Source organism: uncultured Tateyamaria sp. (assembly GCF_947503045.1).
Taxonomy (GTDB): Bacteria; Pseudomonadota; Alphaproteobacteria; order Rhodobacterales; family Rhodobacteraceae; genus Tateyamaria.
Genome location: NZ_CANNCF010000001.1, coordinates 70,057 through 92,268 on the forward strand (window position 1 = coordinate 70,057; position 22,212 = coordinate 92,268).

The window sequence follows — 22,212 nt, forward strand, 5'->3', positions numbered from 1 at the left end:
GAACTATACCACCACGTTGACGATCCGGCCCGGCACGACGATCACCTTTTTGGGCGAGCCGCCGTCCAGCGCCTTTTGCACAGCATCCGTTGCGAGGCTCAGTTTTTCAACCTCTGCCTTGTCCATGTCCGCAGGCACGGTGATCTCGCCGCGCCGCTTGCCATTGATCTGGATGGGCAGGGTGACAGTGTCAGAGACCAGCATCGCCTCATCCGCCTTCGGCCACGGGGCGGTGGTGACAAGGCCCACACCACCCTGTTGCGCCCAGATGTCTTCGGACAGGTGCGGAGTCATGGGTGCCATGAGCTGCGCAAGGGTCATCACGGCGGCGCGCTGGGCAGCAAAGCCGGCCTTGGATTTCTGCAAAGTGGCGGTAAAGCCATAGAGTTTCGCAATGGCCGCGTTAAAGCCAAAGGATTCCACGCCCATGGTCACGTCATGGATCGTCTTGTGCATGGCGCGCAGCAGGTCGTCATCGCCGGTTCCGGGCGCGTCCTTGTCCATCTCGGCAATCCGGTCGCTGATGGTGTGCACGCGGGTGAGATGCTTATAGGCGGCCTCGGCGCCGCTGGCGGTCCATTCGACATCCCGTTCGGGCGGAGAATCAGACAGCACAAACCACCGCGCCGTATCCGCGCCGTAGCTTGCGATAATGCCCAGCGGGTCGACGACGTTTTTCTTCGACTTGGACATCTTGGCCGACGGGATAATCTCGACCTCGGATCCATCCGCAAGTTTTCCGTCCGTCACATCCTCGGGCAGGTGATAGACAGGCCGCCCCTTGGTGTCGCGGGTCTGATAAATCTCGTGCGTCACCATCCCTTGGGTGAACAGCGCGTCAAAGGGCTCGATGGCAGAGGCAGGCAAATGCCCAGTAATCCGCATCGCGCGGGCAAAGAAACGGGAATAGAGCAGGTGCAGGATCGCATGCTCGATCCCTCCGATATATTGATCGACATTCATCCAGTAGGCGGCGTCGCCCAGATCGGTGGGCGTTTCGGCACGCGGTGCGGTGAAGCGGGCAAAGTACCAGGACGAATCGACAAAAGTGTCCATCGTGTCGGTCTCCCGCTTGGCTGGCTTGCCACAGGACGGGCAGGGCACATCGCGCCATGTCGGGTGACGGTCCAGCGGGTTGCCGGGAATATCAAAACTGACATCGTCAGGCAGCACGACAGGCAGGTTTTCCTTTTTCTCGGGCACTACGCCGCAATCATCACAATGCACCACGGGAATCGGGCAGCCCCAATAGCGTTGACGGCTGAGGCCCCAGTCGCGCAGGCGATACTTCTTTTGCCCTTTGCCAAGGTCGCGGGCTTCGAACCAGTCGATGGTGGCGTCGATGGCCTCCTGGCTTGTGACCTCACGCACCCCGGCGAAATGGTCGATGAAGACCACCTTTTCCGTCTTTGCAGGCACAAGCGCGTCGTTTTCCACCTCGACCTCGTCTCCGGGCATGTAAAAGGCGTTGCGCACATCCAGATCGTATTTGCGCGCGAAATCCAGATCGCGCTGGTCATGGGCCGGACAGCCAAAGACAGCGCCCGTGCCGTAATCCATCAGGACAAAGTTGCCGATCCACACGGGCAGCTCCTGATCCGGGTACACCGGGTGCTTGACCCGCAGTCCGGTGTCCATCCCCTTCTTTTCAGCCTTTTCCATCGCCGCTTCGGTCGTGTCCATGCGGCGGCATTCGTCGATAAAGGCGGCAAGGTCGGGGTTTTCAGCCTCCAGCGCCTTGGCAACGGGATGGTCGGGCGAGACGGCAACAAAGGACGCACCGCGCATCGTGTCGGGGCGGGTGGAATAGCACAGGATCGTTCCATTCCCATCCGTACGGACAAAGGGAATGTCGATGCCGCGCGACTCGCCGATCCAGTTCTCCTGCATGAGGCGCACCTTGGCGGGCCAGTTCTCCAGACCATCGAGGGCCTCTTTCAATTCTCCGGCCATGTCAGAGATTTTGAAAAACCACTGCGTCAACTCGCGCCGCTCGACATCCGCGCCGGAACGCCAGCCCTTGCCGTCGATCACCTGTTCATTGGCCAGCACGGTCATATCGACCGGGTCCCAGTTCACCTGCGCGTTCTTGCGATAAACAAGTCCCGCCTCAAGCATATCGAGGAACAAGGCCTGCTGCTGGCCGTAATATTCAGGATCGCAGGTCGCGAATTCGCGGGACCAGTCGATGGACAGACCCAGCGGCTTCATCTGGCCGCGCATGTCGGCAATGTTGCCATAGGTCCAGGTCTTGGGGTGGCCACCGATGGCCATGGCGGCATTTTCGGCAGGCATTCCAAAGGCATCCCAGCCCATCGGGTGCAGCACGTTATGGCCCGTGGACATCTTGTAGCGCGCGATCACGTCGCCCATCGTGTAGTTGCGCACATGGCCCATATGGATGCGGCCCGAGGGGTAGGGGAACATCTCAAGCACGTAATATTTTGGCTTGTCCGCGCTGCGCGTGGCGCGAAAGATACCGGCCTCGTCCCAGGCGGCTTGCCAGCGGGCTTCGATTTCGGACGGTGAATAAGTGGCCATGAGCAACGATCCTGGTCTTGAACATGAAAACGCCGGGCGTGAGGCCCGGCGCATGTCTTAGTGCGGAATGGTCTGCGCCGAAAGGCCCCTAAAGGCGGTTGTCGGCAACGCGAAGCTGGCGGGCGCGGGTCAGGATCGCATCCTCGACAGCGCGCACGGTGGCTGCACTGGCCGGACCGCCCTGTGTTTGAAGGGCGACATTCAGCGATCTGGCATCCAATGCGGGGTCGCTGATCAGCACCGTGGCGCGATAGGCGCGGCCACCACCTGGCGGTGTGCCAAATCCGGTCACGATCACCCCGGTGAACGGATCGACCGACTGGATCGGCAAAAAGTCGAGAACCTGCAGGCTGGCGGACCATATATAACGGTTGACCTGCACGATTGATTCTTGGTTGCGGCCGGCGCGCAATGCGTCACGCAGGGTCGTATCCGAAGATGATTGTGTCCCGCGTGATGTCGTTCGGTCATCATCTGTCCCTGTTGGCGGCCCCAATCGGAACGACTGGCCGCAACCACTCAACAAGACTGCGCAAAGGAAAACAACGGCATAGGTTGCTGTGCGCGGCGCTGACGGAATGCTTTTCATATGCTGGCCCCAACGTTTGTTATTTAACTCCAACTCATAGCCAAGTTGAATTGGGCCCGCAAGACATCGGTCGCTGGCGCGGGTTTGCCACGCCAAGAACACGAGTGTGGCAAAGCTGCACCAACATCGCCGGAATTCAAGCGCATCGCCATGCGTCGCTTGAGATGAGCGCGCAAATGAACGAAACACCCAGCATCCCCTCACTAGATTGGCTGGTAAGGGCGTGTGAATAGAAACCCGAGGGAAAACACATGAAAAAATTTCTGATCGCTTCGACAGCCTTGGTTGCGACGGCTGGCGTAGCAGCAGCAAACGGGATCACATTCGACGGCGAAGCCCGTTTTGGTCTTGGTTATAACGAAAGCAACGTCGCTGGCGCAGATGAGACGCGCATCGAACAGCGTTTCCGTTTTAACATCCGCGGTACAGCGACTTCTGACAACGGCATCGAATTCTCGGCCCGTATCCGTCTGGAAGCCAACGAGAATGCCGACAGCTCCATCGATGGACGTGGTCCAGGCGCTGCTGAATTCTCCGTTGAAACAGGTGGCTTCCGTCTTGACGTTGGTAACACTTCCGACGTTGCAGACTCCGGCGACGTAATCAACTACTACGGCGCAGGCATCGGCCTCACAGCATTCCTCGAGCAGAACTCCGCGTTCTACGACGCCGGCGATGTTGCAGGTACTGGCCTGGGTCAAACTCTGCCAATCGGCGGCTTCGGCGCTGGCTTTGCTGACGCGACAACCATTAAGTTGCGTTATGCTGTCAACGACTTCACAGTTGCGGTTTCGTACTCCGAAGACAACGTGAATGATCTGGACGAGTTCCAAATCGGTGCCGGTTACAACTTCGGCAACTACTCTGCCGGTATCGTGTTCGGTGACGAAGACGGCCCAACAGGTGTGGGCGAATTCGTCATTGCATCGTTCTCCGGTGATCTCGGCGCATTCGGCTTCTCGATTGTTGTCGGCGACGCGGACTCGTTTTCCGACGTAGCATACGGTGCATCGGTGACATACGATGTGGGCGCTGCAACTGAACTGCGCTTTGTTGTATCCGGTGGTGGCGCTGACGTTGTCGACGTAAGCGACGACACAGCCTACGGGCTTGGCTTCCGTCACAGCCTGGGCGGCGGTGTATCGCTGCGCGGTGGTATCGGTTCCAACACTGCTGGTCTGACACAAGCTGACCTGGGTGTGTTCTTCAGCTTCTAAGTTGATCCACATCTGACAGATTTGGGGCGGTCCTTCGGGGCCGCCCCTTTTCATTTGGCCCCACCTGATGTTTCCTGCGCCCAGCACGTTACAGTTCACGGTGGCCCGCCCATGTCCCTCTCCGACATCTCCCAACAGATCGCCGCAGCCGAAGCCGATGCAGGCCGCGCCGCAGGCTCGGTCAAGCTGATCGCAGTCAGCAAGGTGCAGCCCAATGAACGGGTCTCTGCCGTTCTCGATCAGGGACACCGGCTCTTTGGCGAAAACCGGGTGCAGGAAGCGAGCGACAAATGGTCCGCCTTCCGGGAAACCTATGGCGACATCGACGTGCACCTGATTGGCCCGCTGCAAACCAACAAGGCACGCCAATCCATGGCCCTGTTCAACGCCATCCACACGCTCGACCGACCCAAACTGGCCAATACCATCGCCCGCCTCGCCCAGGAAATGGGGCACTGTCCGGAGCTCTTCATTCAGGTCAACACCGGGGAAGAGGACCAAAAAGCCGGGGTCCTGCCCGCTGGCACGGACGCGTTTGTGGCGACCTGCCGCGATCTGGACCTCACGATCTCTGGCCTCATGTGCATCCCGCCCATCGACGAAGAACCCAGCCTGCACTTTGCGCTCCTGAAAAAGCTCGCTGACCGCAACGGGCTGACAGGCCTGTCGATGGGGATGAGCAGCGATTTCAAATCCGCCATCGCGCTGGGGGCCACCCATGTGCGCGTCGGCTCTGCTATCTTTGGTGAAAGAAAGGCAACCTGATGCGACATCTTCTCGCCCTCCTTCTTCTTTGCCCCACGCTCGCCTTTGGCCAGTCGGTGCAGCCCGGGCCAATAACCCCAACGGCGTGGACGGATTACCAACGCGCCGCCGAACTGTTCAATGCAGGCGAACGGGTGCAGGCTGGCTGTGTCATGTATCGCGGCCAGTTCCGGGCCCGCCTGTTGCTGCTGGCCAACCCGAACCAACCGCCCGACGGCGCCCCGGCCCTGTTCGCATCCCTCAGCGAAGTGGTCGCGCGTCCCATCAACGAATGGCTGGGCGGTGACCGCAGGGACTGGATCGCCGCCATGGAATGCGCACGCGACTGGGCGCAGAACAACAGCGACCCGGACTATCCGCGCCGCCGCTACGGCAAGCAACACGCCGAGGTGCTGAGCGGGCTCAACCAGCTGATCGCCTCGATCCCGCCCGCCGCCGAATTGCGCAAACAGCGCCGCGCCAACGGGCTACCAAACCGCTAGGCGACAATCAGGCGGGTGGAAAACCGGATGCGCCCGGCCATCCAGCGCAAATCCGCAGGCGCCAAGGCCACGCAGCCCTCGGTGGGATAACCGGGCCTGCGCCAGCGGTGAATGAAGATCGCCGACCCACGCCCCGGCACCGCATAGGGCCAGTTCCAATCAGTGAGAATCACCAGATCATACAAAGGATCGGCGCGGCACAGCACTTCATGGCTGAACGGGTAGGGGGCGCGGACCATCTGGTTGTAATCCTCGGCCTGCCCATCATCGGACCACAAATCGCCCGGACGGATCGGCACCGCCCAATCGGTGGGGCGCGCCATCCGGTCAGGGCGATAGAGCATGCCAACGATGCGATGCACGCCTTTGGGCGTCGCCCCATCGCCCTCGCGCTTGTGCGCACTCAACCCGCCCTTGCCAATCGAGCAGGGCAGAACCCGCCCGAACGCGCGCAGCCCGCGCGGGGTCAGAACCAGATCGGTGGGCTTCATTTGCGGGGCGGGACCGACTCTTGAAATTGCGGCTTATCTTCGGGGACCAGATGAAACGGCTGACTGTCTTTCATGAAAATCGCCATGTCCGGGCCACCGAAATCCCCTGCCGGATCGTCCAGAGTACCGATCTTGATCACCGTCAAACCGCGCCCGGGCAGAATCGTCGTCAGATGGGTGCCGCAATTGCCGCAGAACTGGCGCGTACGCGGCTTTTCAAGATCGCTGCGGGTAAACGAGCTGGGTGTGCCCTTGGTGATCGTGAACCCGGCATCCGGCACAAGCATCGCATAGTTCGGACCCCCACCGCTGATATACTGGCACTCCCGGCAATGGCATTGCAGTTTGAGAACCGGATCCTCGGTCACCTCATATGTAATGTCGCCGCAATAACATCTGCCCTTCATGTGCTCTCCTCCTGTTATAGTAAATGGCCGGACTTCGCGGCCTTGGTCGCCAGATAATCGGCGTTTTGCGGCGTCTGCCCCACCTTGAGAGGGACACGCTCGGTCACGGACACGCCGCTTTTTTCCATCATCGCGATCTTTGCCGGGTTGTTGGTCAGCAATCGGACCGATTTGAACCCAAGCGATTTCAGAATGTCCGCGCCAAGGCGGAAATCACGCTCGTCATCGTCAAAGCCAAGGCGGTGATTGGCCTCGACCGTGTCGAATCCCTGATCCTGCAGGGAATAGGCGCGCATCTTGTTGGCAAGGCCAATGCCGCGCCCCTCCTGATTTAGGTACAGCAGCACGCCCGTGCCCTCAACGCCCATCTGGGCAAGGGCGGCGCGCAGCTGCGGACCGCAATCGCACTTGAGGCTGCCCATCAGATCACCGGTGAAACAGGCCGAATGCAGGCGGGCCAGCACCGGGGCCGCGCGATCCGGGCGGCCAATTTCGATGGCATAATGTTCTTCTCCACCATCTTCGGGGCGGAATACATGCAGGCGCCCGGCCTCTGACACCTCCATGGGCAGGCGGGCGGAAACAACCGCATGCAGCGGGCTCTGCGCGCCCAGCAACGGGGCGGCAAGGGCCAGCGGCACCGCCGTCAGCCCGTTTTCAGCGGCAAAGGCCAAACCATCTGCAACTTCGGCGCACAGGGCGGCAGGCAACAGCCGGGCAGCCTTGCACATCTGCACAGCCGCGCGGTGCGGGGCCGCATCGCCCTCGCGCACGGAATTCAGGGGCCCCTTCATCGGGGTCGACAGATCATCCGCGGGGTCGGCCAGCGCCTGCAACCAACCCAAGGCCACGGCATCGGGGACAGCGATGCGCGCCACGTCCCCGTCATAGGCCCGCGCCTTGAGGGTCTGGGCCCGCCACCCGGTCAGGGCCAGCACCACATCCGACCCAAGGGCGCGAATGGCAGCCAGCCGCTCGGGCGACAGCGTTTCGACCGCGACGGCGATCACCGACACCGGCCCGGTCAGCACAATCGGCACCCCCATGCGCAGATCAGCCCGCGCCCGGGCCAGGGTTTCAACGATGTCCGGCGCAAGGCCCATGTTACAAAATCCAAGCAGTGATCCGCCCGACATAAGCAAAACGGGCCGGAATTGAAACATTTGCCGCACAACCCACACATGGGCGTGAAACAAAACTCACAAAACTTGCCCGCAGCCCGCAATGCGCACATCTATGCTGCAACGAAAAGGGAGATGACCCATGGCACAGCTAAAGAAAATCCTACTGGTCGACGATGACGAAGACCTGCGCGAAGCGCTCAGCGAACAGCTGATCATGACCGAGGATTTCGACGTCTTCGAGGCCGGTAACGGTGGTGATGCGCTCGTCAAAGCCAAGGAGGCGATCTACGACCTCGTCATTCTCGACGTGGGCCTGCCCGACACAGACGGGCGCGAATTGTGCCGGGTGATGCGCAAGCAGGGGGTCAAATCCCCGATCCTGATGCTGACCGGGCACGACACCGATGCCGACACGATCCTCGGCCTTGATGCGGGCGCCAATGATTACGTCAGCAAGCCCTTCAAATTCCCCGTCCTTCTGGCCCGCATCCGCGCCCAGCTGCGCCAGCACGAACAGTCCGAAGACGCGGTGTTCACCCTCGGGCCCTACACGTTCAAGCCAAGCGTCAAGATGCTGATCACCGAGGACGACAAGAAAATCCGCCTGACCGAGAAAGAGACGAACATCCTCAAGTTCCTCTATCGTTCGACCGATGGCGTGGTGGCACGCGACGTACTGCTGCACGAGGTCTGGGGCTATAACGCAGGGGTCACGACCCACACGCTGGAAACCCACATCTACCGCCTGCGCCAAAAGATCGAACCCGATCCCTCCAACGCCCGCCTGTTGGTGACCGAATCCGGCGGCTACCGACTGGTGGCCTGAGTTTGACCTGCATCAAGGCGGACCCGTATCGCCCTGATGTATCAAACCGGAAACACCCGCACATGTCGGGGCCCCAGCGGCAAACATGTACCTCCCTGTTGGACTTGCCCGGGCCCGTGTGCCCGGGTTTTTTTGGGCCGGACGGATGTGTGTTCGAGGCCCAATCCACAAGTGCTGCTGGGTGCATCAATCGCGTCGCCGGGTCAGGACATCAAACAGTGCGCAAGCGTCCTGAACGATCTTGATTCGCCTTTGCGGTCTCAAGAGCAGTTCCGATTGCCTGCAACCGCCAAAAAACAAGACGCGCGGGCGATTGTTGGTCTAAGGTCGGTGGAACGCGTTAAGAACGAAGGGCGGCGACATGCGCAACAGTCTTTGGATCATTGCATTGGCGATCATGAGCCTTGCGGCCTGTGTGTCCGCGCCCCCACCAGGGAAAATCAGCGATACTCCCGTCGCTCAGGGCACCCTCTCGGTCGCTGAGCAGGCAGTTGATATCTGTGGCCGTACCTTCCCGAACGTGAACCGCGCGCTCGATGGGATGCTGGGCGCCGGATTTGAAGAGACCGAAGAGAGATATGAAGATGGCGGCAAGGAGTTGGATGATGCCAGCCGTCAGGTCCGCGTTCAACTGGGGGAACAGCGCGCAGACCGTGGTCGCAAATCGTACGTGTGCCTGATCTCGGTTATCGGAATGACGCCAGAACAAGGCTTTGCGTTGGTTCAGCCGTGGGTACAGCGGTACGGCGCGATTACCAACGCCGAGGCGGGTCAGGGGCTGTCGCCACGTGCAGTGCAGGCCTGGCAAAGCATGACGCCCGCCCGCATCGCCTTTATTTCGGCAAGCAAGGCAAACGAGACATTTCGTGAGGCCGGGGCATCGGTCCGTTTGATCATTATCCAATAACCTGCCGATGGCAGTGGTGTCATGTCGCGGGCTATGCCCTAGGAGTGCGGCACGGTTCGATACACAAGCCCGGCCAAAGCGTCATTCCGCAAACCAGACCCACCGCACCAGTTAGGCAAACCAACAGAAAAAAGGCCCACCGTCACCGATGGGCCCTTCTCAAAATTCTGTTCGCTTCGCCCCGAAAGGCGCAGGCTTACGCCAGTGCGATGTTGGCAGCGCTTTCGCGGCCGTCGCGACCAGCTTCGATGTCGAAGGTCACTTTCTGGTTGTCGGCCAGACCGGTCAGGCCTGCGCGCTCAACGGCAGAGATGTGCACGAACACGTCTTTGCTGCCACCGTCGGGTGCGATAAAGCCGAAGCCTTTAGTAGTGTTGAACCATTTGACTGTGCCTGTGGCCATGTCATTTTCTCCTAGATATGCTGCCCGCAGGATGCGGCAGGTCGGCTAAGTCAGTGCAAGATCGAGAGACTGTGCCGTTAGGAGCAGTAAGGCCGATAGTGGTAACGTCGCCCGTTCCCTCTACGCGCGAGTCGTCTCAATAGCAAGCGCTTCGCCGCAGGGCAGCGAAACCCCGCCTATTGGGGCTGGCGGCCAAACAGACCCGCCGCTAGGGTTCGCGGGCTTGCAAAAGGAACCGCGCCCATGCCCTTCACACTTGCCACCTGGAACATCAATTCTGTCCGCCTGCGCGAACCCATCGTGCTGAAACTGCTGAAAGAACAGGGGCCGGATGTGCTGTGCCTGCAAGAGTGCAAAAGCCCGGTCGACAAGATCCCGCGCGAGGGTTTTTCGGCCCTTGGCTACACCCACATGGTGGCGCGCGGCGACAAGGGCTACAACGGCGTGGCGATCCTGTCCAAGCTGCCGATGGAAGAGGCAGGCGCGATGGACTTCGCGCGCCTCGGCCACGCCCGCCACATCGCCGGACGGCTGGAAAACGGCGTGACCATCCACAATTTCTACGTCCCTGCAGGCGGCGATGTGCCCGACCGGACCAAAAACGAAAAGTTCGGCCAGAAACTCGACTACCTGACGGACATGCGCGACCATTTCGCCGCCAATGCCCCGGAAAAGTCGATCCTCGTGGGCGACCTCAACATCGCCCCGCGTGAGGATGACGTCTGGTCCCACAAGCAGCTGCTGAAAATCGTCAGCCACACGCCGGTCGAGGTCGACCACCTCGCGGCGGTGCAGAATTCCGGCAACTGGGTCGACATCACGCGGCAGGACATCCCCGAAGGGCTGCTCTATTCGTGGTGGTCCTACCGGGCCAAGGACTGGGACGCTGCCGACAAGGGCCGCCGCCTCGACCATGTCTGGTCCACCTCCGACATCGCACCAAAGGCGCACAGCAGCCGCATCCTGCGCGACGTGCGCGGCTGGGAAAAACCCAGCGACCACGCGCCGGTCTTTGCTACATTTGACGTGTGACCAACACCACGTAGGGTGGGCATTCTGCCCACCAAGGCTGCAAAACCCGCTACGGCAACCCTGCAAACGCGCAACAAAAGTTGCCTTTGGTGCTGTGCCGTCACGGTGACGCCGACACCCGGTCAGCCGTTGCCCTCACGCGATTTCGCCAAACAGCAGGCGCCGCAGGACCCCCAACGCAAGGTTGCCAAAATGCGCCCTCGCGAAAAATCCTTGGGAAACGCCAAAGCACCTCGTACAACTTATCAAAACAGGGGGACATATGCTTACTTCAATCATCTCATTCGGGGTCATTCTTGCGTTTGCGCTGGTGATCTTTTGCGTCATCAAATGGTGGGACCTTCCATTGACAGGGGTGACGCCGGTACCGCTTTTCACCTTCATTGCCATCCTGTTCACATCAGGGCTGGATGTCGGTCTGATCATGTTTCCCCTCGCGTTCGACTATCCGCTTTATGCAGATACGGCGGCAGAACCGGCCTATGCTTTCACCAACCCGCTGGCACTCGAATTCGGGTTCTGGGGCTTTTTGATCTGGGCGTTCTATTTCCTGACGACGTTCTATTTCTGCGCGATTGAGCCGCGCGTGGGCTTCTTCAAAATCCCGGCCGTCAAAATCCTCAACAACATCGTGATCATCACAACCTGTGCCTTCACCGGGGCGCTGTTCCTGATCTACATGCCATATTACATCGCAGAAGTCGGCGATGGAGAAACCATCCTGCCGGTGTTCTACCTGATCTGCTTCCTCGTCATTCTGGTTGCAGCCTTCAGCTCGACAGACTTGAAATTCGTCAAGCTGCTCTCGGTCAGCTCGACTGTCCTTTTCCTGTTGTTGATCCTCTACATGTTCCTGAACGCAGGGATGAGCGTGGGTGATCTGGCCTCGACGTCCAGCAACATCGGCGGCTATTTCGCCAACATTCACAAGTTCATCATCCCGCTGACCGACTACCACGAGTTCTATCTGTTCTGGTGGTTTGCATGGTCCATCATGATCGGACAATTTGTCAGCCGCTTTGTCGGGGGGCTGAAAACATGGCAATTGCTTGCGTCTTTGCTGGTGTTCCCATCCATCCCGTTGGCGCTGTGGTTCTCGGTTCTGTACTACTACCACCTCAACGGGATCGGCACGGCAGGTCTGCCAAACTGGGCGATGACAATTGTCGGGATCGTGTTTGTGATCAACTCGTTTGATTCACTGATCCGGCTCTATACCGACAACCTGAACCTTACGACGGAACGCTTTGGCACCGCATCCTATGTTCTGGCAAATACCGTCGGCCTCTTTGTGCTTACACTCCTGTTTCAAAGCCAGTGGCTGCAAATCCAGTGGGTCGGCACAATTGTCATCGGCATCTATCTGTTGGCGTTGGCGTATATGTTCTTTGGCAAAAGGGACAAGTTGTCCCAACTGGATGGCAACCCGGCGGTCGTCGCGGAATAAAGCCGTCCATCAATATGGACCTGCCCCAAAAGGTGGCAGGTCCATAGCAACAGTTTCAGCAGCAGGGGGCCCATCGGATCTGCTGACAAACCGACCGTGGCTTTGTGCGCCGCAAAAAGGGAACTGGGCTGAAAACAGGTCTGCGCTGCACCTAGACGTATGACCAGATCAAAGCCAAGGCGCGGGTGGCAAACCCCGGATCGGGACGTGTCCTGCCCTGCATTCGACGGGCTTAAGTCCGCGCGCAATTCCAATGTGCAAGGCGTGTTTTGCCACCACAAACCACCGCGTCCCCGCCCCAGACCGGCATGAGGCAGCGCACCGGTCCCCCTCAATTCCTTAACAAACCCCTAAACCGCCTCTGTAAGCCCTTGATTTTCCATGGGCCCCCACCTGTCCCAGCGTGGGACACTTCCACACCCCCTTGGCAGCCCCTCCATTCCCATCCATATAACGCCTGAGAATTCACAAAAGGATCAGAACCATGGATTTGGGATTGTCCGCCGCCCCCGCCCCCGCCGACCTGATCAAGGACAGCACCGAAGCAACCTTCATGGCCGACGTGGTTGAAACCAGCCAGACCGTGCCGGTGATCGTCGATTTCTGGGCCCCGTGGTGCGGGCCGTGCAAGACCCTCGGCCCGATGCTCGAAGACGCGGTCAAAGCCGCCAAGGGCGCGGTCAAGATGGTCAAGGTCAACGTGGACGAGGCCCAGATGCTGGCCGGACAGCTGCAGATCCAGTCGATCCCGACCGTCTATGCCTTTTGGCAGGGCCAGCCCGTGGACGGGTTCCAGGGCGCGCAGCCCGGCTCTGAAATCACCGCCTTTGTCGAGCGTGTGATCAAGGCCGCAGGCGGCGAAAGCCCCGAGGACGGCCTGAACGAAGCCGTCGCCGCTGCCGAGGAAATGCTGGGCGAAGGGGCGGCGGTCGACGCCGCCCAGACCTTTGCCGCCATCCTCGAAGAACAACCCGACCACGCCGCCGCCTATGGCGGGTTGGTGCGGGCCCACATCGCCATGGATGACCTCGATCAGGCCGAGGCGATCCTGAACGGGGCACCGGCCGAGATCTCGGAAACACCCGAACTGGATGCAGCCCACGCGCAGCTCGAACTGGCGCGACAGGCAGCGGACGCAGGCCCGGTGGCCGAACTGCGCGCCAGCGTCGAGGCGGACCCGGACAATCACGAGGCGCGGCTTGAACTGGCCAAGGCCCTGCATGCCAGCGGTGAGACGTCCGCGGCCGTGGACGAATTGCTCGAATTGTTCCGCCGGGATCGCGACTGGAACGACGGGGCGGCCAAGGCGCAGATGTTCACAATCTTTGACGCGCTCAAGGCCAATGACCCGATTGTGCTGAACGGCCGCCGTCGCCTCAGCTCAATGATATTTGCCTGATCGCATTGGCGGGCTAGCTGGCATCATATGATCAAGGTGACTGACCTTCCCGGAACGATCCCGGTGTTTCCATTGCCGGGGGCGCTCCTGTTGCCGCGCGCACGCCTGCCTCTGCACATTTTTGAACCGCGCTACCTGCAAATGCTGGATGACGCGCTGAAGACGCCGGGCCGCCTGATCGGCATGGTGCAACCCAACGAGGTAGCGGGGCGCGGCGGCAATGGGCTGCACACCATCGGCTGCGCAGGGCGGATCACCCAGTTTTCCGAAACCGAAGACAATCGCTATCTGATCACGCTCAGTGGCATTTCGCGGTTTCGGGTGCTCAAAGAGATCGAAGGGTTCACGCCCTATCGGCGCTGCGACGTGGCCTGGGACGGGTTTGAACGGGATCAGGGCAAGACCGAGGATGACACGGCCTTCAATCGGCCCGCCTTTCTCGACCTTTTGGGGCGCTATTTCGAGGCCCGCGCCCTGTCTGCGGATTGGGAGACGCTGAAAGAGGCGGATGACGAATTGCTGATCAATTCGCTGTCGATGATGCTCGATTTCGACCCCGAGGACAAACAGGCGCTGCTTGAGGCGCCATCGCTCAGCACGCGGCGCGAAACACTGGTGACGCTGATCGAATTTGATCTGGCCGGCGGCGAAGGGGACATGTTGCAATGAATACAAACGCGGACCGCCGGATGCTCGAGGCGCTGATTTGCCCGCAGACCCACGCCACGCTGCGCTATGACGCCGAGGCGCAGGAATTGATCTCGGAAAGTGCGAACCTTGCCTATCCCATCCGCAACGGCATCCCGGTGATGCTGGTGGACGAGGCACGCAAGATCGACTGACCCGGGCGTACGAGAGGTCCGCCTTACAGGGGCACACCCCGCATCAGCCGCGGCAGATCGCCCGTCAGTCCCGCAGCCTCGCGAATAAAAGCACGGCGTAGGGTGGGCAATTTGCCCACCACCCCCATGCCGAGGTCTCGGATACCTCGCACCAGGGCATTGTCGTTCGAAAAAAGCCGGTTAAAGCTGTCCGTGGCGAGCGCAAGCGCAGTGTTGTCAAAACGCCGCCATTCCTCGTACCGGGTCAGCACAGCGATGCTGCCGGGATCTTCGCCCCGGCGAGTGGCGTCGGTGATGACTTCGGCGAGGGCGGCAATATCACGCATACCCGCGTTCAGCCCCTGGCCGGCGATGGGGTGCACCCCGTGGGCGGCATCCCCGATAAGTGCTGTGCGGTCCGCCACCAGCCGCGCGGCCAGCGACAGGGACAGCGGGTAGGTGAAGCGTTTGCCGGTCAGACTGATCTCCCCCAGAAAATCGCCAAAGCGGGGGCGCAGCATAGTGAGGTATTCATCCTCCGGCAGGGCGTGAAAAGCGGCTGCCGTCTCGGCCCGCTCGCTCCAGACGATTGAGCTGACATTGCCGGGCAGGGGCAGGATGGCCAGTGGCCCCGGCGGCATAAAGAACTGATGCGCGATGCCGTGATGTGGTTTTTCATGGGCGATGGCGCAGACAAGGGCCGTCTGGCCATAACCCCAGCCCGTGCGCTTGATGCCGGCACGCGTGGCCGTGCCACTGCCGCGCCCATCGGCGCCGACCAGAACGGCACCGCTCAGGGTCTTGCCCGAGGCCAATGTCACCGTGATCCCACCGGGCGTCGCCTGTTGCGCGGTCACCGTCTCACCGGCCAGATGGGTGACGCCGTCGCTGGCGGCCATCGCGTCGAGCAGCGCGCGGCGCAAATGGCGGTCCTGCACCATATGGCCCATCGGTCCTTCCTCGATCTCGGCATGGTCAAAATGCATGAAAAACGGCGAGGGCCCTTCGCCCGCGCGACCGTCTGACACCTTGATTTCAAGGATCGGCTGGCTGTGCTTGGCCACCGCGTCCCAGACGCCAATGCCCGCCAGCAGGCGCTGCGAGGTCAGCGCCACGGCATAGCTGCGCCCGTCAAACGCGGCGTCCTTGCGGATCTCTTCGCTCAGGGCGTCAATCACCGTCACGTTGTGCCCGCTTTGGGCCAGCGCAAGGGCGAGGATCGGGCCCGACAAACCACCGCCGACAATCAGGATATCGCTGTCTCTGCTCATGGGCCGCACTATGGCGCCTGACTTGGGATTGTCCATGCGTTGCGACGTCGCTACCGTCAGGACCAACGAGCAGCGGAGAAGTGATGATGCAGGACTGGCTGAGCAAAAGCGCGTGCGATCTGGGGCGGGCGATCGGCGCAGGCGAGGTGGACCCGGTCAATCTGGCCCACGCCTTTTTCGACAAGATCGAGGGCCACGCGCTCAAGGACCGCATCTATGCCCGCCTGACCAAGGATCGCGCGATGGCCGAGGCCCACGCCGCCTCTGAGCGCGCCCGTTCGGGACAGCGCCTGTCGCTGCTCGATGGGGTGCCGATCAGCTGGAAGGACCTCTTTGACACTGCCGGTGCGGGGACCGAGGCGGGATCAAAGCTGCTCGCCGCCCGCGTGCCGGAGGCAGACGCCGTGGTGGTGCAATATTCCAGCGCCACAGGGCTTGTCTGTCTGGGCAAGACGCATATGAGCGAACTGGCCTTTTCGGGCCTCGGCTATAACCCCTCCACCGCCACACCGCCTTGCGTGAACGATGCCGACGCAGTGCCCGGGGGCTCGTCCTCGGGGGCGGCGGCCTCGGTCGCGTTCGGGCTGGCCCCGGCTGCCATCGGGTCGGATACGGGCGGGTCGGTGCGAATTCCGGCGGCGTGGAATGACCTTGTGGGCATGAAAACCACCCATGGCCGCCTGTCGCTGGAGGGCTGCGTGCCGCTGTCGCTCAAATTCGATACGGTGGGGCCATTGACCCGTTCGGTCGAGGATGCGGCGCTGTTGACGGCACTGATGCAAGGGGCACCTGCGCCGGATTTGCGTGGCGCCACGCTGAAGGGGCGTCGCTTTGCGGCGCTGCAGACCTCGGTGCTGGAGGATGTGCGCGACGCGCCTATGGCGGCCTATGAAACGGCCATCGAACGCCTGCGCGCGGCCGGGGCAGAGATCGAACCGCTCGAGGTGCCTGCGGTGGCTGAGGCCTTGGCGCTTGCCGGACCCTTGTTGCCGGGCGAGGTCTATGGCCTCTGGCGCGACGTGATCGAGGCCAATCCGGAGGCAATGTATGTCGAAATCCTCGAACGGTTCAGGCTGGGCAAGGGCTTTAGTGCGCCGGACTACAGTGCGGCATGGGCCAAGCTGGACGCCGCCCGCGCCGCATGGGACGCCGCCACTGTCGCCTATGACGCGGTGCTGGCCCCCACGGCTCCGATCCTGCCACCCAATCTGGAGCGGCTGAACGCGGATGGGGACTACTACAAGACGGAAAACCTGTTGGCCCTGCGCAACACGCGGATTGGCAATCTGCTTGGCATTTGTGCGCTGACCCTGCCCACAGGGGTGGCCAGTTGCGGGATCATGTTGTTCGGTGCGCGGGATTGCGATGCGGCGCTGTTGCGGGTGGGCGTTGCGGCCGAAGCGGCACTGGCGTGATCCAATGGCCGCCTTGCGGCGACACCATGTTTTAGGGGGCTTTGCCCCCGTCCTTCGGACCCCCCATGGTATTTTTGGTCAGAAGAAACGGGTGGGCTGGCCGAATTGCCACGACTGGCCGACTTTGGCGTGGTTTTTCTGGACGCGGGAGTCCTGCTTGGGGTAACCTGATGGAAACGGGGCATGAATGATCCCGAACCTGAGGCAGTTTGATGAAGTTTCCCGAGCGGTTTTCGAACCTTCCGGCTTATGCGTTCCCGCGTCTGCGCGCGCTTTTGGATCATCATCCTGCGGGCGGTGACGTCGTTCACATGACCATCGGAGAGCCCAAGCACGCCTTTCCGGCGTGGGTGACGGATGTGATTGCCGAACACGCCGCCGGGTTCAACCGCTATCCCCCGAACGAAGGTATCCCCGAATTGCGCGGCGCCATTTGCGACTGGCTGGCGCGCCGCTACGGCGTCGACAAGGACCCGGACGTGCACGTGATGCCTCTGAACGGCACGCGTGAGGGGCTTTACAATGCCGGCATGGCCCTGTGCCCCGAAACGAAGAACGGGCAGCGCCCGGTCGTGTTGATGCCCAACCCGTTTTACCAGGTCTACATGCTGGCCGCGATTTCAGCCGGAGCAGAGCCTGTGCTGGTGGCCGCCACGGCCGAGACCGGGCATCTGCCCGATTTCGCAAGCCTTGATCCCGGCATCCTGAACCGGGCGGTTGCGTGCTACATGTGTTCGCCCGCCAACCCGCAAGGCGCGGTGGCCAGCGCTGACTATTGGCGTGATCTGATCGCACTGGGCGAGCAATATGATTTCCAGATATTCGCCGATGAATGCTATTCCGAGATCTACCGCGACACCCCCCCGACCGGCATCCTGGAATGCATGGACGGGGTCGATCCCGAACGGGTTGTGGCGTTCCATTCGCTCTCCAAACGCTCGAACCTGCCGGGGCTGCGCTCAGGCTTTATCGTGGGTGGGCCAAAGACGATGCGCGAAGTGCGCCAGTTGCGCACCTATGCAGGCACGCCGCTGCCTGCACCGCTGCAACACGCCGCCGCCGCCGTATGGGCCGACGAGGACCACGTGATCGACAACCGCGCGCAATATCACGAGAAATACGAGATGGCCGACCGCATCCTTGGCAATGTGCCGGGTTATGTCGCGCCCGAGGCCGGGTTCTTCCTGTGGCTTCCGGTTGCCGATGGCGAGGCGGCGGCCCTGAAACTCTGGCAGGCGACGGGCGTGCGGGTGCTGCCCGGCGAATATCTGTCACGCAATATCGACGGGGTGAACCCCGGTGATCCATATATCCGGGTGGCTCTGGTCGCCCCAAAGGCAGAGACGGAGCGGGGGTTGATGGCCGTTCGCGACACGCTCTATGCCGCATAAATAACGAGAGGCAAGGTATGGCATATCAAACCCGGCGGGACCCACTTTTTGACCAGAACGTGCAGGCAGCGATTGAAAAACGCGGCCGCGAGTTGATCGGTATCGCCCTGCTGATGGTGGGGCTGATGGCGGCAGCGATGATGCTGAGCTACACGCCGCATGATCCCAACTGGATGGCCTCGACCGATGCACCCGTACAGAACTGGATGGGCCGGACGGGGGCGGCGCTGGCGGCACCCATGTTCATGATCGCAGGCTGGGGCATCTTCGGCATCGCTGTGGTGCTGATCGTCTGGGGCGTGCGCTTTGCCCTGCATCTGGGGCGGGAACGGGCGCTCGGGCGGTTGATCTTTGCGCCGATCGCGATTGCCTTTGGTTCGATCTATGCCGCCACACTGCAGCCGGGTCCGGAGTGGAGCGCGACCCACGGGTTCGGCCTTGGCGGGCTGTTTGGCGACACCGTCATGGCGTTTTTGCTGACCGCCCTGCCGATTGGATCGACCTTTACGGTCAAGCTGATGTCGCTGATGATGGGCGTCGGGATCGTGGTGTTCGGGGCTTTTGTGCTTGGTTTCACCAAGGCCGAAGTGGCACGTCTGGCGCGCTTTTTGCTGGTCGGACTTGTGGTCGCCTATGCCGCACTGATGACCGTGCTGGGCCGTGGTGCCAGCGGGGCGGTTCAGGCCGCACGCGCGCTGCAGGACCGCCAGGCCGAGCGGCGGGCGCAGCGCGAGTTGGCCGCGCAAGAGGCCGACGCATATGCAATCTCGATCCCGCTGACGGACGAACGCGCACCGGAGTATGAGCCGGATTATGAACCGGCCCGCACCGGTCTGTTGGCGCGCATGCCTGCGCTGATCAAACGGGCCGAGCCTGCGGTGCAGACCATGCCTGACATGGAACTGGTCGAAACCTACCCGAACGCAGATATCGCATATGAGGACGGGCAGGGCGACGCGCGGATTCGCAACAAGATTGCGGACGTGATCAAATCGCGTGTCCGTGCCGCACCTGCCGGGCAACCCAACCCGCACGCCCCGCTGACCAGGGGGCGCGGGCGTGGGCCCGACCCGCTGCTGGTGCACGGCGCACCCCATCACGCGCTGCCGCCCGAACCGCCCCTGACAGGTGGGCTGGTGGCACGCCGGGCCGAACCGCCGTTGACCGCGCCCGAGGGCTACGAGGACGTCATCGAACCGGTTATGCCCGACATGCCGATACCCGACCCGATTGTGGCCAGCCCCGTGGCCGAACCGCGCAAGGTGGTCCAACAGCCCGCCCGCAAGCCCGTGCAACCCAGCACCCGCGCGCGTGAAGAGGCCCAGCCCAAACTGGCCTTCGAGGACACGCATCCCGGCTTTGAACTGCCACCGCTGAACCTGCTGGAAACCCCGACCGAGGTGCAGCGTCACCACCTCAGCGACGAGGCACTCGAAGAAAACGCGCGCATGCTGGAATCGGTGCTGGATGACTATGGCGTCAAGGGCGAGATCGTTTCGGTCCGTCCGGGTCCCGTGGTCACCATGTACGAGCTTGAACCCGCGCCGGGCCTCAAGGCCTCTCGCGTGATCGGGCTGGCGGACGATATCGCGCGCTCCATGGCGGCCCTGTCCGCACGGGTCAGCACCGTGCCCGGTCGCTCTGTCATCGGTATCGAATTGCCCAACGAAAACCGCGAAAAGGTGGTGCTGCGCGAAATCCTCGCCTCGCGCGACTTTGGCGACAGCAACATGCGCCTGCCGCTGGCTTTGGGTAAGGATATCGGCGGTGACAGCATGGTCGCCAACCTCGCCAAGATGCCTCACCTGCTGATCGCGGGGACCACCGGCTCGGGCAAGTCCGTGGCGATCAACACGATGATCCTTTCGCTGCTTTACAAGCTCACGCCCGAAGAGTGCCGCCTGATCATGATCGACCCCAAGATGCTGGAACTCAGCGTCTATGACGGCATCCCGCACCTGCTCTCCCCCGTTGTGACCGACCCGAAAAAGGCTGTGGTCGCGCTCAAATGGACCGTGGGCGAGATGGAAGAACGGTATCGCAAGATGTCCAAGATGGGCGTGCGCAACATCGAGGGCTACAATGGCCGCGTGCGCGAGGCGCTGGCCAAGGACGAGATGTTCTCCCGCACTGTGCAGACCGGATTCGATGACGAGACGGGTGAACCCATTTTCGAGACCGAAGAGTTCGCACCCGAGGCGCTGCCCTACATCGTCGTCATCGTGGACGAGATGGCCGACCTGATGATGGTGGCTGGCAAGGAAATCGAGGCCTGCATCCAGCGTCTTGCGCAGATGGCGCGGGCCTCAGGCATCCACCTGATCATGGCCACACAGCGCCCCTCGGTCGATGTGATCACCGGCACGATCAAGGCGAACTTCCCCACGCGGATCTCCTTCCAGGTGACCAGTAAAATCGACTCGCGCACCATTCTGGGTGAGATGGGGGCCGAACAGCTTTTGGGCATGGGCGACATGCTTTACATGGCAGGCGGCGCCAAGATCACGCGTTGCCACGGCCCCTTCGTGTCGGATGAAGAGGTCGAAGAGGTTGTGAACCACCTCAAGGCCTTTGGCACCCCCGATTATGTCAGCGGCGTGCTCGACGGGCCGGACGAGGACAAGGAAAGCAGCATCGATCAGGTGCTGGGCCTTGGTGGCAATACGGACGGTGAGGACGCGCTTTATGACACCGCCGTCGCCATCGTGATCAAGGACCGCAAATGCTCGACCTCCTACATCCAGCGCAAGCTGGCCATCGGCTATAACAAGGCCGCGCGGCTGGTCGAGCAGATGGAGGACGAGGGCGTCGTCAGCAGCGCCAACCACGTCGGCAAACGCGAGATTCTGGTGCCCGAACACGGCTAAGGCACACAATCGGTGCACAGCCTGTGCACAGTGTGTGTACGGGGTGTGCATCGCCTGATTTGGGTCGCAGTTTTCAAATCTTGAAAACTGTTGGCCTCACGCGGGCGGTGCGTTCAGCAGGGATTAGCCGGGGTTGGACGGCGTGCTATCGCATATCACCGCGCCGCGCTCTATATCAGGATCAACGACACTGATCCCAAGGACGCACGCCACAATGATCCGCATGACACGTATCGCCACTTTCGCACTGGCCCTGCTGACCGGGCAGGCGGCATGGGCTGACAAATTGCCGCTGGGCACGATCTCTGGCTATCTTAATGACCTGAAAACCGCGCAAGGGTCATTCACACAGATCAACGACGATGGCTCGATCAGCACCGGCACGATCTACATCAAACGACCCGGTAAAATGCGGTTCGAATATAACGCTCCGGACTCTGCGCTTGTCGTGGCGTCGGCCAACGCGGTCTACGTCGCGGACTCAAAATCCAACCAACCGCCCGAGACCTATCCCCTGCGGCGCACCCCGCTGTCCCTGATCCTCGCGCGCAATGTGAATCTGGGCAAGGCAAACATGGTGGTGGGTCACGATTTTGACGGCACAGCCACGATTGTGACCGCGCAAGACCCTGAAAACCCTGAATATGGCAGCATCCAGATGAAGTTCACCGACAACCCTGTGCAGCTGCGCCAATGGGTGGTGAACGATGACGGCGGCGGTCAGACCACCGTCATTCTGGGCGAGATGAAGGTCGGCGGCTCGCTCTCCAACCGCCTGTTCGATGCGCCGCGCCGCAATACGGACTAGGCGCTCGCC

21 protein-coding genes are annotated in these 22,212 nt (G+C 61.6%); 14 read left to right on the forward strand and 7 right to left on the reverse strand.

Annotated elements, in window-relative coordinates:
• Positions 1–3: 3 nt before the first annotated feature.
• Together leuS and Q1A89_RS00375 are read right to left on the reverse strand one after the other, a co-directional pair.
• A complete protein-coding gene (gene leuS, locus Q1A89_RS00370; protein ID WP_299722091.1) occupies positions 4–2,541 on the reverse strand; it encodes a leucine--tRNA ligase in 2,538 nt (845 codons plus the stop codon).
• Positions 2,542–2,629: 88 nt separating this feature from the next.
• On the reverse strand, positions 2,630–3,130 hold the full coding sequence (locus Q1A89_RS00375; RefSeq protein ID WP_299726001.1) for a DUF3576 domain-containing protein: 501 nt from the start codon (positions 3,128–3,130) through the stop codon (positions 2,630–2,632).
• 251 nt (positions 3,131–3,381) lie between these two features.
• Here Q1A89_RS00375 and Q1A89_RS00380 point away from each other — a divergent pair, with 251 nt between their 5' ends.
• The 3 genes from Q1A89_RS00380 to Q1A89_RS00390 all read left to right on the forward strand — a co-directional run bounded on the left by Q1A89_RS00380 (position 3,382) and on the right by Q1A89_RS00390 (position 5,594).
• Complete coding sequence (locus tag Q1A89_RS00380; RefSeq protein ID WP_299722094.1) at positions 3,382–4,347, forward strand: porin; 966 nt, start codon at positions 3,382–3,384, stop codon at positions 4,345–4,347.
• Between the two features lie 111 nt (positions 4,348–4,458).
• Entirely contained in the window at positions 4,459–5,112 is a 654-nt protein-coding gene (locus tag Q1A89_RS00385) for a YggS family pyridoxal phosphate-dependent enzyme (RefSeq protein WP_299722097.1), read from the forward strand.
• The gene (locus tag Q1A89_RS00390; protein WP_299722100.1) at positions 5,112–5,594 is read left to right on the forward strand and encodes a hypothetical protein; all 483 of its coding nucleotides are present in this window, start codon (positions 5,112–5,114) and stop codon (positions 5,592–5,594) included. The genes Q1A89_RS00385 and Q1A89_RS00390 overlap by 1 nt, the downstream gene beginning before the upstream one ends.
• Here Q1A89_RS00390 and Q1A89_RS00395 read toward each other — a convergent pair.
• Genes Q1A89_RS00395 through ribA form a run of 3 tightly spaced genes read right to left on the reverse strand, consistent with a single transcriptional unit; the run spans position 5,591 to position 7,595 of the window.
• A complete protein-coding gene (locus Q1A89_RS00395) occupies positions 5,591–6,085 on the reverse strand; it encodes a L,D-transpeptidase family protein (RefSeq protein ID WP_299722103.1) in 495 nt (164 codons plus the stop codon). The genes Q1A89_RS00390 and Q1A89_RS00395 overlap by 4 nt on opposite strands.
• Positions 6,082–6,492 (reverse strand): GFA family protein, encoded by a 411-nt coding sequence (locus Q1A89_RS00400; protein WP_299722106.1) that lies wholly within the window; start codon positions 6,490–6,492, stop codon positions 6,082–6,084. Before Q1A89_RS00400 ends, Q1A89_RS00395 begins: the two co-directional genes overlap by 4 nt.
• A 14-nt stretch (positions 6,493–6,506) precedes the next feature.
• Positions 6,507–7,595: a GTP cyclohydrolase II gene (gene ribA / locus Q1A89_RS00405; protein ID WP_299722109.1), complete on the reverse strand. Its 1,089-nt coding sequence runs from the start codon at positions 7,593–7,595 to the stop codon at positions 6,507–6,509.
• Positions 7,596–7,755: 160 nt separating this feature from the next.
• Here ribA and Q1A89_RS00410 point away from each other — a divergent pair, with 160 nt between their 5' ends.
• Positions 7,756–8,442, forward strand: a complete 687-nt coding sequence (locus Q1A89_RS00410) for a response regulator transcription factor (protein ID WP_299722112.1) — start codon at positions 7,756–7,758, stop codon at positions 8,440–8,442.
• Positions 8,443–8,803: 361 nt separating this feature from the next.
• A complete protein-coding gene (locus tag Q1A89_RS00415) occupies positions 8,804–9,349 on the forward strand; it encodes a hypothetical protein (RefSeq protein WP_299722115.1) in 546 nt (181 codons plus the stop codon).
• Between the two features lie 196 nt (positions 9,350–9,545).
• Here the strand turns inward: Q1A89_RS00415 and Q1A89_RS00420 are convergent, their stop codons facing one another.
• Positions 9,546–9,752, reverse strand: a complete 207-nt coding sequence (locus tag Q1A89_RS00420) for a cold-shock protein (RefSeq protein WP_108836582.1) — start codon at positions 9,750–9,752, stop codon at positions 9,546–9,548.
• Positions 9,753–9,995: 243 nt separating this feature from the next.
• On the opposite strand from Q1A89_RS00420, the gene Q1A89_RS00425 reads away from it, so the two are divergent.
• The 5 genes from Q1A89_RS00425 to Q1A89_RS00445 all read left to right on the forward strand — a co-directional run bounded on the left by Q1A89_RS00425 (position 9,996) and on the right by Q1A89_RS00445 (position 14,472).
• On the forward strand, positions 9,996–10,784 hold the full coding sequence (locus tag Q1A89_RS00425) for an exodeoxyribonuclease III (RefSeq protein ID WP_299722121.1): 789 nt from the start codon (positions 9,996–9,998) through the stop codon (positions 10,782–10,784).
• Between the two features lie 262 nt (positions 10,785–11,046).
• Positions 11,047–12,231, forward strand: coding sequence for a BCCT family transporter (locus Q1A89_RS00430; protein ID WP_299722125.1), 1,185 nt, complete (start codon positions 11,047–11,049; stop codon positions 12,229–12,231).
• Positions 12,232–12,715: 484 nt separating this feature from the next.
• Entirely contained in the window at positions 12,716–13,630 is a 915-nt protein-coding gene (gene trxA, locus Q1A89_RS00435) for a thioredoxin (protein WP_299722129.1), read from the forward strand.
• Positions 13,631–13,657: 27 nt separating this feature from the next.
• Entirely contained in the window at positions 13,658–14,299 is a 642-nt protein-coding gene (locus Q1A89_RS00440; protein WP_299722132.1) for an LON peptidase substrate-binding domain-containing protein, read from the forward strand.
• A complete protein-coding gene (locus Q1A89_RS00445; RefSeq protein ID WP_299722135.1) occupies positions 14,296–14,472 on the forward strand; it encodes a Trm112 family protein in 177 nt (58 codons plus the stop codon). Before Q1A89_RS00440 ends, Q1A89_RS00445 begins: the two co-directional genes overlap by 4 nt.
• Before the next feature lie 23 nt (positions 14,473–14,495).
• Here the strand turns inward: Q1A89_RS00445 and Q1A89_RS00450 are convergent, their stop codons facing one another.
• A complete protein-coding gene (locus Q1A89_RS00450; RefSeq protein ID WP_299722138.1) occupies positions 14,496–15,722 on the reverse strand; it encodes an FAD-dependent monooxygenase in 1,227 nt (408 codons plus the stop codon).
• A gap of 86 nt (positions 15,723–15,808) precedes the next feature.
• Here Q1A89_RS00450 and Q1A89_RS00455 point away from each other — a divergent pair, with 86 nt between their 5' ends.
• The 4 genes from Q1A89_RS00455 to Q1A89_RS00470 all read left to right on the forward strand — a co-directional run bounded on the left by Q1A89_RS00455 (position 15,809) and on the right by Q1A89_RS00470 (position 22,203).
• Positions 15,809–17,137: an amidase family protein gene (locus Q1A89_RS00455; RefSeq protein WP_299726003.1), complete on the forward strand. Its 1,329-nt coding sequence runs from the start codon at positions 15,809–15,811 to the stop codon at positions 17,135–17,137.
• A gap of 212 nt (positions 17,138–17,349) precedes the next feature.
• The gene (locus Q1A89_RS00460; RefSeq protein WP_299722141.1) at positions 17,350–18,528 is read left to right on the forward strand and encodes an aminotransferase class I/II-fold pyridoxal phosphate-dependent enzyme; all 1,179 of its coding nucleotides are present in this window, start codon (positions 17,350–17,352) and stop codon (positions 18,526–18,528) included.
• A 17-nt stretch (positions 18,529–18,545) separates the two neighbouring features.
• Positions 18,546–21,395 carry a DNA translocase FtsK gene (locus tag Q1A89_RS00465; RefSeq protein ID WP_299722144.1) on the forward strand — a complete coding sequence of 950 codons (2,850 nt, stop codon included), beginning with the start codon at positions 18,546–18,548 and terminating at the stop codon, positions 21,393–21,395.
• 223 nt (positions 21,396–21,618) lie between these two features.
• Positions 21,619–22,203, forward strand: a complete 585-nt coding sequence (locus tag Q1A89_RS00470) for an outer membrane lipoprotein carrier protein LolA (protein ID WP_299726006.1) — start codon at positions 21,619–21,621, stop codon at positions 22,201–22,203.
• Positions 22,204–22,212 lie beyond the last annotated feature (9 nt).

Excerpts from the sequence above, each read along its gene's own strand:
- Q1A89_RS00460 (WP_299722141.1), top strand. The coding sequence starts at position 17,350 with ATGAAGTTTCCCGAGCGGTTTTCGAACCTTCCGGCTTATGCGTTCCCG.
- Q1A89_RS00465 (WP_299722144.1), top strand. The coding sequence starts at position 18,546 with ATGGCATATCAAACCCGGCGGGACCCACTTTTTGACCAGAACGTGCAG.
- Q1A89_RS00440 (WP_299722132.1), top strand. The coding sequence starts at position 13,658 with ATGATCAAGGTGACTGACCTTCCCGGAACGATCCCGGTGTTTCCATTG.
- trxA (WP_299722129.1), top strand. The coding sequence starts at position 12,716 with ATGGATTTGGGATTGTCCGCCGCCCCCGCCCCCGCCGACCTGATCAAG.
- Q1A89_RS00455 (WP_299726003.1), top strand. The coding sequence starts at position 15,809 with ATGCAGGACTGGCTGAGCAAAAGCGCGTGCGATCTGGGGCGGGCGATC.
- Q1A89_RS00445 (WP_299722135.1), top strand. The coding sequence starts at position 14,296 with ATGAATACAAACGCGGACCGCCGGATGCTCGAGGCGCTGATTTGCCCG.
- Q1A89_RS00420 (WP_108836582.1), bottom strand. The coding sequence starts at position 9,752 with ATGGCCACAGGCACAGTCAAATGGTTCAACACTACTAAAGGCTTCGGC.
- Q1A89_RS00385 (WP_299722097.1), top strand. The coding sequence starts at position 4,459 with ATGTCCCTCTCCGACATCTCCCAACAGATCGCCGCAGCCGAAGCCGAT.
- Q1A89_RS00425 (WP_299722121.1), top strand. The coding sequence starts at position 9,996 with ATGCCCTTCACACTTGCCACCTGGAACATCAATTCTGTCCGCCTGCGC.
- Q1A89_RS00390 (WP_299722100.1), top strand. The coding sequence starts at position 5,112 with ATGCGACATCTTCTCGCCCTCCTTCTTCTTTGCCCCACGCTCGCCTTT.
- Q1A89_RS00450 (WP_299722138.1), bottom strand. The coding sequence starts at position 15,722 with ATGAGCAGAGACAGCGATATCCTGATTGTCGGCGGTGGTTTGTCGGGC.
- Q1A89_RS00380 (WP_299722094.1), top strand. The coding sequence starts at position 3,382 with ATGAAAAAATTTCTGATCGCTTCGACAGCCTTGGTTGCGACGGCTGGC.
- Q1A89_RS00430 (WP_299722125.1), top strand. The coding sequence starts at position 11,047 with ATGCTTACTTCAATCATCTCATTCGGGGTCATTCTTGCGTTTGCGCTG.
- Q1A89_RS00415 (WP_299722115.1), top strand. The coding sequence starts at position 8,804 with ATGCGCAACAGTCTTTGGATCATTGCATTGGCGATCATGAGCCTTGCG.
- Q1A89_RS00395 (WP_299722103.1), bottom strand. The coding sequence starts at position 6,085 with ATGAAGCCCACCGATCTGGTTCTGACCCCGCGCGGGCTGCGCGCGTTC.
- Q1A89_RS00470 (WP_299726006.1), top strand. The coding sequence starts at position 21,619 with ATGACACGTATCGCCACTTTCGCACTGGCCCTGCTGACCGGGCAGGCG.
- Q1A89_RS00375 (WP_299726001.1), bottom strand. The coding sequence starts at position 3,130 with ATGAAAAGCATTCCGTCAGCGCCGCGCACAGCAACCTATGCCGTTGTT.
- leuS (WP_299722091.1), bottom strand. The coding sequence starts at position 2,541 with ATGGCCACTTATTCACCGTCCGAAATCGAAGCCCGCTGGCAAGCCGCC.
- Q1A89_RS00410 (WP_299722112.1), top strand. The coding sequence starts at position 7,756 with ATGGCACAGCTAAAGAAAATCCTACTGGTCGACGATGACGAAGACCTG.
- Q1A89_RS00400 (WP_299722106.1), bottom strand. The coding sequence starts at position 6,492 with ATGAAGGGCAGATGTTATTGCGGCGACATTACATATGAGGTGACCGAG.
- ribA (WP_299722109.1), bottom strand. The coding sequence starts at position 7,595 with ATGGGCCTTGCGCCGGACATCGTTGAAACCCTGGCCCGGGCGCGGGCT.